The organism is Streptomyces sp. NPDC059166 (assembly GCF_042755185.1).
Taxonomy (GTDB): Bacteria; Actinomycetota; Actinomycetes; order Streptomycetales; family Streptomycetaceae; genus Streptomyces.
Window position 1 is genome coordinate 80642 of record NZ_JBHZCI010000016.1, and the last position, 15544, is coordinate 96185.

General features: G+C 70.6%; 13 protein-coding genes. 4 read left to right on the forward strand and 9 right to left on the reverse strand.

Annotated features, from left to right (window positions below; genetic code table 11):
- Nucleotides 1–13: 13 nt before the first annotated feature.
- Genes ACFXOA_RS14570 through ACFXOA_RS14580 form a run of 3 tightly spaced genes read right to left on the reverse strand, consistent with a single transcriptional unit; the run spans nucleotide 14 to nucleotide 3107 of the window.
- A complete protein-coding gene (locus ACFXOA_RS14570; protein WP_385026928.1) occupies nucleotides 14–874 on the reverse strand; it encodes a carbohydrate ABC transporter permease in 861 nt (286 codons plus the stop codon).
- On the reverse strand, nucleotides 871–1797 hold the full coding sequence (locus ACFXOA_RS14575; protein ID WP_385026931.1) for a carbohydrate ABC transporter permease: 927 nt from the start codon (nucleotides 1795–1797) through the stop codon (nucleotides 871–873). Before ACFXOA_RS14575 ends, ACFXOA_RS14570 begins: the two co-directional genes overlap by 4 nt.
- Nucleotides 1794–3107 carry an extracellular solute-binding protein gene (locus tag ACFXOA_RS14580; RefSeq protein ID WP_385026934.1) on the reverse strand — a complete coding sequence of 438 codons (1314 nt, stop codon included), beginning with the start codon at nucleotides 3105–3107 and terminating at the stop codon, nucleotides 1794–1796. The genes ACFXOA_RS14575 and ACFXOA_RS14580 overlap by 4 nt, the downstream gene beginning before the upstream one ends.
- A 189-nt stretch (nucleotides 3108–3296) precedes the next feature.
- On the opposite strand from ACFXOA_RS14580, the gene ACFXOA_RS14585 reads away from it, so the two are divergent.
- The gene (locus ACFXOA_RS14585) at nucleotides 3297–5342 is read left to right on the forward strand and encodes a beta-galactosidase (RefSeq protein ID WP_385026937.1); all 2046 of its coding nucleotides are present in this window, start codon (nucleotides 3297–3299) and stop codon (nucleotides 5340–5342) included.
- A gap of 52 nt (nucleotides 5343–5394) precedes the next feature.
- On the forward strand, nucleotides 5395–6954 hold the full coding sequence (locus tag ACFXOA_RS14590) for an arabinogalactan endo-beta-1,4-galactanase (protein ID WP_385026940.1): 1560 nt from the start codon (nucleotides 5395–5397) through the stop codon (nucleotides 6952–6954).
- Nucleotides 6955–6957: 3 nt separating this feature from the next.
- Here ACFXOA_RS14590 and ACFXOA_RS14595 read toward each other — a convergent pair whose 3' ends face one another.
- The 6 genes from ACFXOA_RS14595 to ACFXOA_RS14620 all read right to left on the reverse strand — a co-directional run bounded on the left by ACFXOA_RS14595 (nucleotide 6958) and on the right by ACFXOA_RS14620 (nucleotide 12832).
- Nucleotides 6958–7965: a VOC family protein gene (locus ACFXOA_RS14595; protein ID WP_385026943.1), complete on the reverse strand. Its 1008-nt coding sequence runs from the start codon at nucleotides 7963–7965 to the stop codon at nucleotides 6958–6960.
- A gap of 113 nt (nucleotides 7966–8078) precedes the next feature.
- Nucleotides 8079–8972 carry an ectoine hydroxylase gene (gene thpD, locus ACFXOA_RS14600; RefSeq protein ID WP_385026946.1) on the reverse strand — a complete coding sequence of 298 codons (894 nt, stop codon included), beginning with the start codon at nucleotides 8970–8972 and terminating at the stop codon, nucleotides 8079–8081.
- Between the two features lie 4 nt (nucleotides 8973–8976).
- Nucleotides 8977–9375, reverse strand: a complete 399-nt coding sequence (locus ACFXOA_RS14605) for an ectoine synthase (RefSeq protein ID WP_073747901.1) — start codon at nucleotides 9373–9375, stop codon at nucleotides 8977–8979.
- Nucleotides 9376–9440: 65 nt separating this feature from the next.
- A complete protein-coding gene (ectB, locus tag ACFXOA_RS14610; protein ID WP_385026949.1) occupies nucleotides 9441–10703 on the reverse strand; it encodes a diaminobutyrate--2-oxoglutarate transaminase in 1263 nt (420 codons plus the stop codon).
- A gap of 158 nt (nucleotides 10704–10861) precedes the next feature.
- Entirely contained in the window at nucleotides 10862–11386 is a 525-nt protein-coding gene (ectA, locus tag ACFXOA_RS14615) for a diaminobutyrate acetyltransferase (RefSeq protein WP_385026952.1), read from the reverse strand.
- 339 nt (nucleotides 11387–11725) lie between these two features.
- Nucleotides 11726–12832 (reverse strand): pyridoxal-phosphate-dependent aminotransferase family protein, encoded by a 1107-nt coding sequence (locus ACFXOA_RS14620; RefSeq protein WP_385026955.1) that lies wholly within the window; start codon nucleotides 12830–12832, stop codon nucleotides 11726–11728.
- A 103-nt stretch (nucleotides 12833–12935) separates the two neighbouring features.
- Between ACFXOA_RS14620 and ACFXOA_RS14625 the strand changes: the two genes are divergently transcribed.
- The gene (locus tag ACFXOA_RS14625; protein WP_385026958.1) at nucleotides 12936–14036 is read left to right on the forward strand and encodes an amidohydrolase family protein; all 1101 of its coding nucleotides are present in this window, start codon (nucleotides 12936–12938) and stop codon (nucleotides 14034–14036) included.
- A gap of 321 nt (nucleotides 14037–14357) precedes the next feature.
- The gene (locus ACFXOA_RS14630) at nucleotides 14358–15479 is read left to right on the forward strand and encodes an SCO1860 family LAETG-anchored protein (protein WP_385026961.1); all 1122 of its coding nucleotides are present in this window, start codon (nucleotides 14358–14360) and stop codon (nucleotides 15477–15479) included.
- The last annotated feature ends 65 nt before the right edge of the window (nucleotides 15480–15544 follow it).

A 15544-nucleotide genomic window follows, 5' to 3' on the forward strand; every position in this document is an offset into this window, starting at 1 on the left:
TGTCGGCGAGCTGTCAGGACTTTACGGCGCCGGAGAGCAGGTCGAGGCTCCAGAACCGCTGGATGACGAGGAACAGGGCGATCAGCGGGATGATCGCGAGGAGCGCTCCCGTGATGACCAGTGTGTAGAGCGCCGGAGTGTTCGAGCCCTGCTGGAGGAGCGTGTAGAGGCCCAGGGTCACCGGGAACTTCTCGTCGTCGCCGAGCATGATGTAGGGCAGCAGGAAGTTGTTCCAGACCGCGACGAACTGGAACAGGAACACCGTCACCAGCCCCGGCAGCATCATCGGAAGCGCGATCGTCCGGAAGATCCGCCACTCCCCGCCGCCGTCCATCCGCCCGGCCTCGATCACGTCGGCCGGGACGGCGGCCGCCGCGTAGATCCTGGCGAGGTACACCCCGTACGGGGAGAGGATCAGCGGCAGCAGCACCGAGAGGTAGGAGTCGGTCATGTCCACCTCGGCCAGCAGCAGGTACTGCGGTACGGCCAGGATCACCGGAGGCATCAGCACCCCGGCGAGCAGGATGTTGAAGACCGTCTCCCTGCCCCGGAAGCGGTACACGGCGAGTGCGTACCCGGAGACCGCGGAGACCGCGGTCGAGAGCAGCGCCCCCACCCCGGCGTAGAAGGCCGAGTTGGCCATCCACCTCCAGTAGACCCCCTCGCGGTAGTCCGTGAGGTCGGCGACGTTGTCCGCGAACCCCGAGCCCGGCAGGAAGGTGAAGGTGGAGAACAGCTCGCTGCCGGACTTCGTCGACGCGACCAGAACCCAGAGGACGGGCAGCAGGCAGTACACGGCGCCGAGCAGCAGCGCGGCGGTCGGGACGAGCGCGAGGTGCCGTCGGCCGGCCGGGGCGAGGGGCTGGGTGCTCATCGTGAGTCTCCCTGCTTCGTACGGGAGTTGGCCGCCCTGAGGAAGCCGAAGGAGAGGGCGAGGGTGGCCAGGGCGATGACGACCGCCTGGGCGGCGGCCGCGTGGATGTCGTTGTTGACGAAAGCGTCCTGATACACCTTCATCAGGGGACTCCAGGTGGTGGAGAGCGAGTTGGTCAGCGGCTTCAGCGTGGTGGGCTCGCTGAACACCTGGAGTGTCGCGATGATCGAGAAGAAGAACGTCAGGACCAGCGACGGCGCCACCATCGGGATCTTGATCCGCAGCGCGATCTGGAGCTGCGAGCAGCCGTCGATCCTGGCCGCCTCGAAGATCTCGGCGGGGATCGCCCGCAGCGAGGTGTAGATCACGATCATGTTGAAGCCGGTGCCGCCCCAGACCGCGATGTTCGCCAGCGAGAGGTACAGCGGGCCGCCGTCCAGCAGATCGGGCCGCGGGAGCCCCGCCGCGTCGAGCACGTACAGGAAGGGGCTGACGTCGGGCAGATAGAGGAAACCCCACATCAGCGCGGCGACGACGCCCGGGATCGCGTACGGCAGGAAGATCGCCAGCCTGCTGAATCCGCGCAGCCGCAACCGGTCGGTGTCCAGCAGCAGGGCGAAGAGCAGCGCGAGTCCGAGCATCACCGGGACGACGATCGCGCCGTAGCCGAGGATGCGCAGCGCGCCGTGGAGCAGCTCCGAGTCGGAGAGGGCGTCGGTGTAGTTGGACAGACCGGCCCAGATCTCGTCCCGGGCGCCCTTGCCGAGTCCGAGGCCCCTGACCTCGGTCCTGCGGAAGCTGAGGTACCCGGCGTAGCCGATGGGCAGGGCGAAGAAGAGCAGGAACAGGAGGGCGGCGGGGACCAGGAAGACGTACGGGGCGCTCCGGACCCCGTACGCCTTCCCGCGGGGTGCGCGTGTCACTCCGAGACTCCGAAGCCCTGCTTCTTCAGGTCCGCGACGGTGGCGTCCTGCATCGCGGTCAGCGCGGCGCCGAAGTCCGACCTGTCCTTGGCCGCAGCGGCGAAGTTGTCCTTGAAGGCGCTGTACGCGACGTTGACGTTCGGTCCCCACGCGGCGGGCGCGGTGCCCTTCGCGATCTTCGCGGCCTCGGTGTAGAAGCCGGGCTGGTTGGAGAAGTAGTCGGGCGCCTTCGACAGGGCGCCACCGGTCTGGGCGGCCGTCGCGGCGGGGTAGACGCCGCTCTCCTTCACCAGCGCGGTGAGTGCTGCCGGGTCCGTGTTCAGCCACTTCGCGAAGGCAGCGGCGGCCTTCCTGTGCTTGGAGTCGTTGGTGACCGCGGTGGAGGAACCGCCCCAGCTGCCGGTCACGTTCTCACCCGCGGTCCACTGGGGGAGCGGGGCCATCGCCCACTTGCCCTTCGTGCCCGGCGCGGCGGTCGTCAGGGTGCCCGGCGCCCAGACCGCGCTGACCCAGGCGATCTGCTTGCCGGTGTCGAGTGCCTTGTTCCAGGCCGGGGTGTACATCGGCTGGTTGTCGATGGCGCCCTCCTTCACCAGCCCGCCCCAGAAGTCGGCGACCTTCTGTGTGGCGGGGTCGTCGATCGCGACCTTCCACTTGTCGCCGCCGGTCGTCCACCACTTGGCGCCCGCCTGCTGGGCGAGGCCGGCGAAGAGACCGGAGTCGTTGGAGGAGAAGGTGGTGAGGTCCTTGTCCGGCGCCTTCTTCTTCAGCGCGCGCGCCGTCTCGGCGAACTCGTCCCAGGTGGCCGGCACGGACAGGCCGTACTGCTCGAAGAGGTCCTCGCGGTAGTAGAACATCAGCGGGCCGGAGTCCTGGGGCAGGGCGTACAGGGCGTCGGAACCCAGCGTCGTCTGCTGCCAGATCCCCTCGGCGAAGTCGCCCTTCGCGTCTCCGGCCTCCTCGGATATGTCGGCGAGGACGTCGTTGGAGACCAGGGTGGGGAGGGCCTGGTACTCGGCCTGGACCAGGTCAGGGGCCTTGTGGGCCTTCGCCGCTGTGATGATCTTGGTGACCAGGTCGTCGCCCGAGGCCTGCTTCTTGACCGTCACGGTGATGCCGGCCTCCTTGCCCGGCCCCTTGTTCCAGATGTCCGCGACCTTGTCCAGCCCGGGCGCCCACGCCCAGTAGGTGAGCGAGGCGGGTCCGGAGGCCGCGGGCTCGTCCCCGCCGTCGTCCGAACCGCACCCCGAGAGCAGGGCGGTGGCGGCGAGAGCGGCGGCGGTGGTCACCGCGACGGTGCGGTATTTCATGATTTCTCCCCTGACGAGATGAACAGACGCGTCGGCGGGCTGGCCGGAAGAGGCGCTGTGAGCGTTCACAGTAGAGAAACGAAACCGACACTTGTCAATGGTTGTTGCTGTGCGGTTATGTGGGCCCTGCGCCGCCGAGAGTGTGTGTGCACGTTCCCAGAAACTGTCCGAAAGAGCCAGGAGCTGTCCATGCCGCACTCAGAATCCGCCCCCTACCCGGCCGGCCTGCGAGGGCTCGCCTTCGGCGGCGACTACAACCCCGAGCAGTGGCCCGAGGAGGTGTGGCACGAGGACGTGCGCCTGATGCGGGAGGCGGGCGTGACCATGGTCAGCGTCGGGATCTTCTCCTGGGCGCTGCTGGAACCCGAGCCGGGCACCTACGACTTCGGCTGGCTCGACCGCCTCCTGGACCTTCTGCACGTCAACGGCATCCGCGCGGACCTCGGCACCCCGACCGTCGCCCCGCCCGCCTGGTTCTACCGGGCACACCCCGACGCCCTGCCCGTCACCCGCGACGGGGTCCGGTACGCCTTCGGATCACGTGGCGCCATCTGCCACAGCTCGGCCCCCTACCGCGCGGCGGCGGCGAACATCACCGAGCAGCTCGCCCGCCGTTACGGGAAACACCCCGCACTCGCGATGTGGCACGTCCACAACGAGTACGGCGTCCCGGTCAGCGCCTGCTACTGCGACAGCTGCGCCGCACACTTCCGCCGCTGGCTCGCCGCCCGGCACGGCTCGGCGGAAGCGGTCAACGAGGCCTGGGGCACCGCCTTCTGGGGCCAGCGCTACCGGGATCTGGACGACATCGACCCGCCCCGCACCACCCCGACCGTCGGCAACCCCGCCCAGCAACTGGACTACGCCCGCTTCGCCGACGCCACCATGCGGGAGAACTTCACCGCCGAGCGCGACATCCTGCACCGCCTCGCCCCCGGCATCCCGGTCACCACGAACTTCATGACCGCGCTCAGCCAGTGCGAGTCGGTCGACTACTGGGCCTGGGGCCGGGAGGTCGACATCGTCACCAACGACCACTACCTGATCACCGACGGACGCCGTACCCACGTCAACCTCGCCATGGCCGCCGACCTCACCCGCTCCGTCGCGGGCGGCGCACCCTGGCTGCTGCTGGAGCACTCCACCAGTGGCGTCAACTGGCAGCCCCGCAACCCCGCCAAGCGCCCCGGCGAGATGGCCCGCAACAGCCTCGCCCATGTCGCCCGCGGCTCGGAGGGCGCGATGTTCTTCCAGTGGCGGCAGTCCCGCCGGGGCGCCGAGAAGTTCCACTCCGCGATGCTCCCGCACGCCGGCACCGACTCACGGATCTGGCGTGAGGTGAGCGCGCTCGGCGAAGGGCTCGGCCTGCTGCGGGACCTCCGGTCCACCCGGACCGTCGCCGACGTGGCGATGGTCTGGGACTGGGAGTCCTGGTGGGCCCAGCGCCTGGAGTGGCGGCCCAGCGAGGAGCACGACGCCCGCGAGCGCGCCGACACCTTCTACGCCTCGCTCTACGACCGCCACCTCACGGTGGACTTCGCCCACCCGGACGCGGACCTCTCCGGCTACCCGCTGGTCGTCGTCCCTGCCCTCTACCTCGCCACCGAGGAGACCGGCCGCAACCTGCGCCGATACGTGGAGCAGGGCGGGACCCTCGTCGTCTCGTACTTCTCCGGCATCGTCGACACCGACGACGCGGTCCACCCCGGGGCCTACCCGGGCGCGCTCCGGGACGTGCTCGGCCTGACGGTCGAGGAGTTCGCCCCGCTCGACGAGGGCGGCACCGTCCGCCTGATCACCCCCGAGGGCGCCCCCGAGGGACCGGAGCTGACCGGCGACCTCTGGTCGGAGGTCGTGATCCCGCGCGGAGCGGAGACGGCCTGGTCGTACGCCGGCGGCATCCCGGCCGGCCGTCCCGCCGTCACGCGCAACCGGCTCGGCGAGGGCACCGCCTGGTACCTCTCCACCCGGCTCTCCGGCCCCGGCCTGGACGCGGTCCTCGACCGCGCGGCCGCCGACGCGGGTATCGAACCCCGCACCGGCCTGCCCCGCGACGTGGAAGCCGTACGCCGCAGCGGTGACTCCGGCAGCTACCTCTTCCTGATCAACCACACCGACACCGAGGCCGCCGTCGCACTCGACGCTCCCGGCACCGAACTCCTCACCGGTGAGCACGCCATGGACAAGCTCGCCGTCCCGGCGGGCGAGGTCCGCGTCGTACGGCTCGACGGCTGAGGGACTCATCCCGCACACCCCACCCCGCACAACTGTCGAAGGGACATCGACGATGTACGGAACGACGCTCAACCGCGTGAAGGCGGCCGGGGCCGTGGCCGCTCTCTCCGGCCTCGCGTTCGCCGCGCTCCCCGCCCAGGCCGCCCACGCGGCCACCGCCCCGGTCAACACCGGCTTCGAGTCCGGGGCCACCGGCTGGTCCACGTACTCCGCCGGAGGGCAGAACGCCGCCTCCTTCACCGAGGCCGGCGGCCACGGCGGCAGCACCCGGCTCAGCCACTGGTCAGCCTCGGCGTACAAGGTCGAGACGTACCAGTACCTCAGCGGCCTCACCGACGGCACCTACACCCTCAGCGCCTGGGTACGCTCCGGCGGCGGCCAGAACTCGGCCTACATCGCTCTGCGCAACTGCGGCTCCGCCGAACAGCGGACCGACCTGCCGCCGACCGCCGACGGGGCCTGGGTCCGGCTCGTCACCTCGGTCAAGGTGACCGGCGGGGCGTGCACCATCAGCCTCAACTCCGACGCCCACGCGGGGGAGTGGGCCAACTTCGACGACATCGCCTTCACCCCCGGGAGCACCGGGCTGAGCATCCGCGGCGGTGACCTCTCCACCCTTCCCAAGAACGAGGCCCACGGCGCCACGTACCGGGACGCGAGCGGTACCGCACGCGACGCCATGACCATCCTCAAGAACTCCGGGATGAACTACGTACGCCTCAAGGTGTGGGTGAACCCGGCCGACGGCTACAACGACAAGGCCCACGTCCTCGCCATGGCCAAGCGCGCCAAGGCGCTCGGCATGAAGACCCTCGTCGACTTCCACTACTCCGACGCCTGGGCCGACCCCGGCAAGCAGAACAAGCCCGCCGCCTGGGCCGGCCACGGCTACACCCAGCTCCGGACGGACGTCTACAACCACACCTACGACGTCCTGAACGCCCTCAAGGCCCAGGGCACCACGGCCGACATGGTGCAGATCGGCAACGAGATCAACGCCGGGATGCTCTGGCCCGAGGGATCCACCGACAACTGGTCCCAGCTGGCCGGCCTGCTCACCTCCGGGGCGAACGCCGCGAAGGCCGTCTCCTCCGGCACGAAGGTCGTCCTGCACCTGGCCGAGGGCGGCGACAACGCCGGCACCCGCTGGTGGTTCGACAACGCCGTCGCCCGGAAGATCCCCTTCGACGTCATCGCCCTCTCCTACTACGGATACTGGCACGGCTCCCTCTCCGAGCTCCAGACCAACCTCGACGACGCCGCCGCGCGCTACGGGAAGCCCGTGATGGTCGCCGAGACCGCCTACGCCCACACGCTGGCGAACGACGACGGCCTGGAGAACAACGTGGCCACGGCGAGTCAGCTGGTCGCCGGCTACCCGGCGACCCCGGCCGGCCAGGCGGCGAACCTCCGGGACGTCATGAACGTCGTCGAGGCCGTCCCGAACGGCCGGGGCCTCGGCGCCGTCTACTGGGAGCCGGCCTGGACCGCCGCCGCCGGCAGCGGCTGGGACCCGGCCGACCCGTCCTCCGGCAACGCCTGGGAGAACCAGGCGGTGTTCGACTTCGACGGCAAGCTGCTCCCGGCCGCCGCCTGGTTCTCGCACAGGTGACGGCTACAGCGGCGCGCCGTGCCACTTCCAGGAGGTGACACGGTCGCGGCCCGGCAGATCCGCGCGGCCGGTGGACCAGAGCAGGACGGTCCACCGGTCCTCGTCGTCCGGGGCGTCCGGGAAGAGCCGGGCCAGCACCCGGTCGCAGAGATCCCGGGGCGGAGTCCAGGGGAGCGACAGACCGGCGGCGACGTCATGGGCGTGCACGAGGGTCTCGACGACGCCCATCGCGGCGAATCCCTCGGGGTCGGAGAGCCCGAACACATGGTGGGAGCGCACCTTCGGCGGGGTCGTACGCACCATCGCGGTGAGCAGGGCACCGCTCGCCTCCAGCGTCTGGAGCAGCCCGTGGACACCGGCCCCCCGGTCCGCGAAGACCGAGTTCCCGGGCCCGCCCTCGCGGTCGGCGGCGTACCGGAAGGGCACCTCGCGGTCCTGCGGAGGCCGGCGCGGTCCCAACTGCACGGCGTACGCGAAGAGGTCGTCGCCCAGGTGCTCGACCGTCTCCCAGCAGCTCCACGTCAGGCCGCCGGCCGGTACCTCCCAGTCCGCGCCGGCCGCCCCGGCCAGGGTGTCGGCCGCGAGCCGCACCGCCAGAGCCACGTCGTCGGCGGTGACGGGCAGACGGGAACCGGTCAGTGCCGCGCGTTCCGCGGCCCCGCACTCCACGCAGAACTCGTTGCCCTCGGGATCCGCCAGCGTCGCCCACCCCCGGCCGTCCGGCCTCCGGTGGTCGGCGACCAGGGTGGCGCCCAGTCCCAGCAGCCGTTCGACCTCCTCGTCCCGGGTGCGGTCGTCGGGGCGTACGTCCAGATGCACCCGGTTCTTGGCGCGCTTGGGCTCGGGAACCGTGACGAAGAGCAGGGCGGCGGCCGGGGTCTCCACCAGGGCCTCGGGATCGCCGGGCTCGTCGTCGTCCGACACGGACGAGTCGAGCACCCGCGCCCAGAACCCGGCCAGTCCGTAGGCGTCGGAGCAGTCGACGGTGATGTGCTGCACGAGTGAGGTCATGGCCGCCACTCTCCCCGCCGGACGGCCGGCCGGTCCACCGAGTTCGGCACCGGTCCCCCGGCACGCGGAAGGGGTGGGACGCCGGAAGCGCCCCACCCCTTGCCGTACCGCGCCTACTTCACCGGGGTGAAGTCCCGCGCCCCGATGAACTCGGGCCGGCGGATCGGAGCCGCGAACGGCTCCTGCGCGAGGTTGTCCACGCTGTTGAACACGATGAACACGTTGCTGCGGGCGTACGGGGTGATGTTGTCACCCGAGCCGTGCATGCAGTTGCAGTCGAACCAGGTCGCCGAACCGGCGGCGCCCGTGAAGAGCTTGATGCCGTGGCGGTCGGCCATCTTCGTCAGCGCCTCGTCGGACGGGGTGCCGGCGTCCTGCATCTGCAGGGACTTCTTGTAGTTGTCCTTCGGCGTCTCGCCCGCACAGCCGAGGAACGACTTGTGCGAACCGGGCATGATCATCAGCCCGCCGTTGGTGTCGTAGTTCTCGGTCAGCGCGATCGAGACGGACACCGTGCGCATGTTCGGCAGACCGTCCTCGGCGTGCCACGTCTCGAAGTCCGAGTGCCAGTAGAAGCCCGAGGCACCGAAGCCCGGCTTCACGTTGATCCTGGACTGGTGGACGTAGACGTCGGAACCGAGGATCTGACGTGCCCTTCCGACCACGCGCTCGTCGCGTACGAGGTTCGCGAACACCTCGCTGAGCTTGTGCACCTCGAACACCGAGCGCACGCTCTGCGACTGGGGCTCGATGATCGAGCGCTCGTCGGCGCGGACCCGCGGGTCGGAGACCAGCCGGTCCAGTTCGGCGCGGTAGACCGCGACCTCGTCCGGGGTGATGAGCTGGTCGACCGTCAGGAAGCCGTTCTCCTCGAATCCCTGGAGATCCTTCGCGGTGACCGGCCCCGGGGCGCCCGGCGCCGACCAGACGACCGGGTCCTGGCGGGGAGTGGTCATCTCGGCGGCGCCGCGCGAGGGGTACAGGTCGGCGCGTACATCGGTGGTCATGGGTTCAGCCCTCCTCTGTCAGCAGCGGGTACACACCGTTCTCGTCATGGTCCTCCCGTCCGGTGACGGGGGGGTTGAAGACGCACACGCAGCGGAAGTCGGTCTTCGGCCGCAGCGTGTGGTGCTCGTGCCCGTTCAGCAGGTACATCGTCCCGGGGGAGATCCAGTGCTTCTCGCCGGTCTCGTCGTTGGTGAGCTCGGCCTCGCCCTCGGTGCACAGAACGGCCTCGATGTGGTTCGCGTACCACATCGACGTCTCCGTGCCCGCGTAGAGCACGGTCTCGTGGAGCGAGAAGCCCACCTTCTCCTTGGCGAGCACGATGCGCTTGCTCTCCCAGGTACCTGAAGCGGACCTGATGTGCCGGTCGGTGTTCTCGATGTCACTGAAAGATCGGACGATCACGGTGGGATGGTGCCTTTCTCTTCTGGTCCTGCTCAGTGGTGCCCGGCGCGGGTGCGGTGCCCCGCTCAGGCGGTCTCGCGGACGGAACGGGCCAGCGTGCGCAGGCCCTCGTCCAGTTCCTCGGGGGTGATGGTCAGCGGCGGCAGCAGCTTCACGACCTCGGACTGCGGGCCGGAGGTCTCCAGCAGCAGGCCCAGCTCGAAGGCGCGGGCGCAGACGGCGGCGGCGCGCTTCGGGTCGGTGAACTCCAGGCCCCAGACCAGGCCGCGGCCGCGGAAGTGCGCCTCCGGCTCCTCGGCGGAGATCGCCAGCATCGTCTGCTCGATCTGCTCGCCGCGGGCCAGGGTCTGCTTCTCCATCTGGCCGTCCGCCCAGTAGGCGTCCAGCGCGGCGGCGGCGGTGACGAACGCCGGGTTGTTGCCGCGGAAGGTGCCGTTGTGCTCGCCCGGCTCCCAGATGTCGAGCTCGCCCTTGAAGAGGCAGAGCGACATCGGCAGGCCGTAGCCGCTGATGGACTTCGAGAGGGTGACGATGTCCGGGACGATGCCGGCTTCCTCGAAGGAGAAGAAGCCGCCGGTCCGGCCGCAGCCCATCTGGATGTCGTCGACGATCAGGAGCATGTCCTGGCGGTGGCACAGGTCCTGGAGCGCGCGCAGCCACTCGGCACGGGCGACGTTGATGCCGCCCTCGCCCTGCACGGTCTCCACGATCACGGCGGCCGGCTGGTTGAGGCCGGATCCCTGGTCCTCCAGGAGCCGCTCGAACCACAGGAAGTCCGGGACCTGGCCGTCGAAGTAGTTGTCGAACGGCATCGGGGTGCCGTGGACCAGCGGGATGCCGGCACCGGCCCGCTTGAAGGCGTTGCCGGTCACGGCGAGCGAGCCGAGCGACATGCCGTGGAAGGCGTTGGTGAACGAGACGACCGACTCGCGGCCCTTGACCTTGCGGGCGAGCTTCAGCGCCGACTCGACGGCGTTGGTGCCCGTGGGGCCGGGGAACATCACCTTGTACGGCAGGTCACGCGGGCGCAGGATCACGTTCTCGAAGGTCTCGAGGAACGCTCGTTTGGCCGTCGTGGCCATGTCCAGGCCGTGGGTGATGCCGTCGCGCTCGATGTAGTCGATCAGCGCGCGTTTCAGCACCGGGTTGTTGTGGCCGTAGTTGAGCGAGCCGGCACCGGCGAAGAAGTCCAGGTACGAGTGTCCGTCCTCGTCCGTGAGCCGGGCGCCCTGCGCGCGGTCGAAGACCGCCGGCCAGCCACGGCAGTAGCTGCGTACTTCCGACTCGAGGCTCTCGAAGACACTCAGTGCGGGCGGGGTGATGGTCACAGCGGATCTCCTACGTGAGGGGGTGTGACGGACGGCGGGTCATGCGTGCCCCGGGACACCGCGCCCGGGCGGGGCGCGGAAGGGGGTGTGAAGGCCCTGGACGGACCAGGGGTCCCGCGCGGAAGCGGGCCGGGTCCTGGAACGGGCCGGTGGAGGCCCTAGAACGGGCCGATGCGGTACAGCACCTCCGGCAGGTGCGTTCCCTCGGGGAACAGCGACCCGTCGAAGAGCACCTCACGCTCCAGCGGTACGTCGTGACGCTGGGCGAACGAGGTGAAGAGCCGGTCGGAGGCGGTGTTGTCCGGCGTGACGGTCGTCTCGACGCCGGCCAGCCCCTGCTCGGAGGCGATACGGGCGGTCAGCGCGTCCAGCAGCTGGGCCGCGAGGCCCTTGCCGCGGTGGGCCCGGTCCACGGCCACCTGCCAGACGACGAGGGTGCCGGGGCGGTCCGGGCGGATGTAGCCGGTCACGAAGGCGACCGGGTCGCCGTTCTCGTCGCGGGCGACCACGGAGGTCGCCGCGAAGTCACGGCACCACAGCAGGTAGCTGTACGAGGAGTTCAGGTCCAGGACCTCGGAGTCGCGGGCTATGCGCCAGATCGAGGCTCCGTCCTCCACTCGCGGGGCGTCGAGTCTGATGAATTCGCTTCGGGCACTTGCAAAATCTGCTGGTGCGGCGCTCATGTGAATTGAATTTACCCAGCAAAAATCAAAATTGCATCGCCGGAAGGGGTTGGGTAATCCTGCCCGCTGTGTTATCACGCGGGCGCGGATCGACCCCTGTAAGACAAAAATTTCCACCAACTTGTCCCGAATTTATGGGTCATAACGGTCGCCTCTGTGGGGTCGGTCACAGGGCTGTAACTCTCGTGACACCTGTCGGGATTGCGCTGGGCCATCCGCCTGTGATCAAGGTGTTTAAGGATGGGAGGAGCGGGAAGAAGAATGCGGGGAGCTGCTCAGCATAAAGCAGCTCCCCTTTTGCGTCGAATTAATTGGGCCGTTCGTGTGAGCCCGATGAATTCACTGCGTCTTCCAGGTTTCCGTCACGGCGGCGCGGGCAGCATCGGGATCGGTCCGGCGGCCCGCGTCCGCCAGCGCGCCGCCGAGGGCTTCCAGCGAGGACAGCACGGCGTCACGCGTCGCGTCCGCGCCGTAGTGGTTGACCCTCACCATCTCCTTGGACAGGGCCCCGCCGCCGGCGATCAGCGGCAGCGACGGGTCCGCCGCCAGGGCCCGCGCCACCAGCTCCGAGGCGTCGACGTCCGCCGGCACCCGGAGCGTCGTGGCGACCGGGGCCGCGTCACGGCTCTCGTGGACGAACGGCTCCAGCCCGCCGCCCAGGGCCGTGGCCCCCGCCCGGGTCGCGGCGGCCGCCGAGGCGTGCCGCGCCATGACCGTGTCCAGGCCGTCCGCCTCGATCCGCTCCAGGCAGGCGTCGAGCGCCAGCATCTCCAGCTGGGCGGGGGCGTGCGGGAGGGCCTTGCGGCCGCCGTCGATCCAGCGGGCCTTCCAGTCCAGCAGCGAGAGGTAGGACTGCCGGGGGGCCTGCGGGTTGGCCGCCATGCGTTCCCAGGCCCGCGCGCTCACCGACACCGCGGACACCCCGGCGGGGCCGCCCATGCCCTTCTGCGCGCCGATCACGCACAGGTCGACGCCCCAGGCGTCCGGCAGCAGCGGTTCCGCGCCGACGGACGCGACCGCGTCGACCATGAAGAGCGCGCCGTGCGCCCGGACCACCTCACCGATCTCGCCGACCGGGTTGGTGTTGCCCGTGGCGGCCTCGGCGTGCACCAGGGACACGAAGTCGATCTCCGGGTGCTCGGCCAGGGCCCGCTCGACCTGCTCGGCGGTGACCGCGCGGTGGAAGGGGACCGCGAGGTCCACCACCTCGGCGCCGCAGTCACGCAGCCAGTTGCCGAAGGTCTGCCCGTACGGCCCCGTGACGACGTTCAGCGCCGTCGAGCCGGGCCGCGCGCCGCCGCGGATACAGCCCTCCAGGGGCAGCAGCGCCTCCCCCTGCATGATGACGACGTCCTGCCCGGTGTCGAGGAGTGCCGCCACCCGCCTCTCGATCTCCGCGAAACGTGCGGCGGTGAGCGGGGTGAGGTCGAGGAACGGGTGCGTCACGGCGGTGCTCTCTTCGGGTCGGTGGGTGCGCGGTCAGCGCCGACGTCGAGGGTACCCAGCGGCTCACGACCGCCCTCCGGGCCCGCCTCGTACAGTGCTGCCCATGAGTGATCACGAGGCGGCACCGGTGCTGCGGATCAAGGGGCGGGTACTCGTCGGGCCCGACGAGGTGCGGGACGGGCTCTGGGCGGTCGACGGGCGGATCACCTACGAGCGGCCGCCCGGCGCGGACGCGGCGGTGACGCTGGAGGGCTGGGTGCTGCCCGGACTCGTGGACGCGCACTGCCACGTCGGCCTCGGCCACCAGGGGCCGGTGGACGCGGCGACGGCCGAGCAGCAGGCCCTCGCCGACCGGGAGGCGGGCACCCTGCTCATCCGGGACGCCGGATCCCCGTCGGACACCCGGTGGGTCGACGGACGCGAGGACCTGCCGAAGATCATCAGGGCGGGCCGGCACATCGCCAGGACCCGTCGTTACATCCGCAACTACGCCCATGAGATCGAGCCGGGCGACCTCGTCGCCTACGTCGCCCAGGAGGCCCGCCGGGGCGACGGCTGGGTGAAGCTGGTCGGCGACTGGATCGACCGGGACGCCGGCGACCTGACGGCGTGCTGGCCGCGCGGAGAGGTGGAGGCCGCGATCGCCGAGGCGCACCGGCTGGGCGCCCGGGTCACCGCGCACTGCTTCGCGGAGGCCGCGCTGCGCGACCTCGTCGAGGCGGGGATCGACTGCATCGAGCACGCGACCGGGCTGACCGAGGACACCGTCCCGCTGTTCGCGGAACGCGGCGTCGCCATCGTGCCGACGCTCGTCAACATCGCCACCTTCCCGGCTCTCGCGGCCGGCGGCGAGGCCAAGTTCCCCCGCTGGTCCGCGCACATGCGAAGGCTGCACGAACGCCGCTACGAGACCGTGCGTGCCGCCTACGACGCGGGCATCCCCGTGTTCACCGGCACGGACGCCGGCGGCTCGCTGGCCCACGGCCTCATCGCCGGCGAGGTCGCCGAACTGGTCAAGGCGGGCATCCCGGCCCTGGACGCCCTCGGCGCGACGGCCTGGGGCGCGCGCCGCTGGCTGGGCCGTCCGGGGCTGGAGGAAGGCGCGCCCGCGGACCTGGTGGTCTACGACGCCGACCCGAGGGAGGACGTGCGGGTGCTGGCGTCGCCGCGGCGGGTGGTCCTGAGGGGAAGGGTGACGGCCTGAAGGTCTGTTGACCCGGGTGCGGGCGCCTTGTTGACCGCGAGTGACCTGAACTCCCGGTTCTCGTTGGAGTATCCCGACCCCAGGCCGGAAGGGGCGCGGGGAGGTCACGCGCACCGTGAAACGGGTGATTCCGGGGAACGCCTGTGCCGTTGGATTCGAATGTGCACGCGGAAACCCCTCTTTGGAGTGAACTGGCTTAAGTAATCCGCCAGTTCACTCTCCGTGCGTAAAGATTCACGGAGTCGAGGCCACCGGTGCCCGCGATGTCCCCCATTGGACGGCGCCGGGTGGCTCCATGTCTCTTGTGGGGGTTCCACCATCTTGAACAGCAACACCTTCCGTGCGGCAGCCCTGGCGATCGCCGCCGCTCCCGTCGCCCTGCTCGTCGCCGTCCCCGCGCACGCAGCCACCGCGACGACCCCGGCCACCCCGTCCGGCGGCCACGGAAAGGCGAGCGCGGTCGTCCTCCGCGCCGGGCTCGACGTCTCGCTCCTGAACAAGAAGGTCCAGGTCCCGCTCAAGGCGACCCTCAACGAGGTGCACGCGCCGGCGAGTGCCGAGCGGACCGCGCTCAGCGTGGAGCTCGACGGAGTCGACAGGGGCCGCCCCGTCCGTGTGCTGAAGGCCGACGTGGCCACCGCGAACGCCACGGTGGACGCCCACAAGGCGGAGGGCTACAGCAACCTCGCCAAGGCACGCGTCCACGTCCCCGGTCTGCCGCTGCTCTCGCTGATCGAGGTCCAGGAGGTCACCTCCAAGGCGGTGTGCGAGGTGGGGCGCAAGCCGGTCGCCGAGTCGAACGTCCTGGGGCACGTGTCGGTCCTCGGCAAGCGGATCCGCCTCACCTCGGGCGGCACGACGAAGGTCGAGGTTCCCGGGGTCGGCGATGTGACCCTGGACATCTCCAAGACCGAGACCACCTCGCGCACGGCGGCGGCGACGGCCCTGCGGCTCGGCGTGTCGGTGAACCCGGGCGACCTGAACGTCGCCGAGGTGGAGGGAGAGGTCACCCTCGCCGAGGCCACCTGTGAGACGCCCCGGCGCGGTGGCGGCCACGGTGGTTCCGGCAACGGCGGTTCGGAGGACGGAGGTTCGGGCAACGGCGGCGGTGACGGCGAGGACGGAGGCTCCGGCAACGGCGGCGGTGACGGCGGGAACGGCGGGTCCGGCGACGGCGGCTCCTCCGGGACCGCGGGGTCGACCGGCGGTGACACGGGATCCGGCGGCACGGGCGGCGACGCCGGCTCCGGTGACAAGGGCTCCGGCGCCGAGCCCGTCGACGTGAAGCCGCAGACCGGGACCGACCCGGTCCAGGCCTCCACCGGGGACCTCGCCGAGACCGGATCCAGCTCCTCGACCCCGTACATCGCGGGTGGCGCGGCAGTCCTGCTGGCGCTCGGCGCCGGTGCCACGGTCGTCGCGCGCAAGCGCGCCCGGGGCTGATCCCCGGCCGTGAGCGGCGCCCGCACCCGGGGTGCGGGCGCCGCTCGCGGTGTGAGGAGCGTGAG

Excerpts from the sequence above, each read along its gene's own strand:
- ACFXOA_RS14570 (WP_385026928.1), bottom strand. The coding sequence starts at position 874 with ATGAGCACCCAGCCCCTCGCCCCGGCCGGCCGACGGCACCTCGCGCTC.
- ACFXOA_RS14580 (WP_385026934.1), bottom strand. The coding sequence starts at position 3,107 with ATGAAATACCGCACCGTCGCGGTGACCACCGCCGCCGCTCTCGCCGCC.
- ACFXOA_RS14585 (WP_385026937.1), top strand. The coding sequence starts at position 3,297 with ATGCCGCACTCAGAATCCGCCCCCTACCCGGCCGGCCTGCGAGGGCTC.
- ACFXOA_RS14590 (WP_385026940.1), top strand. The coding sequence starts at position 5,395 with ATGTACGGAACGACGCTCAACCGCGTGAAGGCGGCCGGGGCCGTGGCC.
- ACFXOA_RS14595 (WP_385026943.1), bottom strand. The coding sequence starts at position 7,965 with ATGACCTCACTCGTGCAGCACATCACCGTCGACTGCTCCGACGCCTAC.
- thpD (WP_385026946.1), bottom strand. The coding sequence starts at position 8,972 with ATGACCACCGATGTACGCGCCGACCTGTACCCCTCGCGCGGCGCCGCC.
- ectA (WP_385026952.1), bottom strand. The coding sequence starts at position 11,386 with ATGAGCGCCGCACCAGCAGATTTTGCAAGTGCCCGAAGCGAATTCATC.
- ACFXOA_RS14625 (WP_385026958.1), top strand. The coding sequence starts at position 12,936 with ATGAGTGATCACGAGGCGGCACCGGTGCTGCGGATCAAGGGGCGGGTA.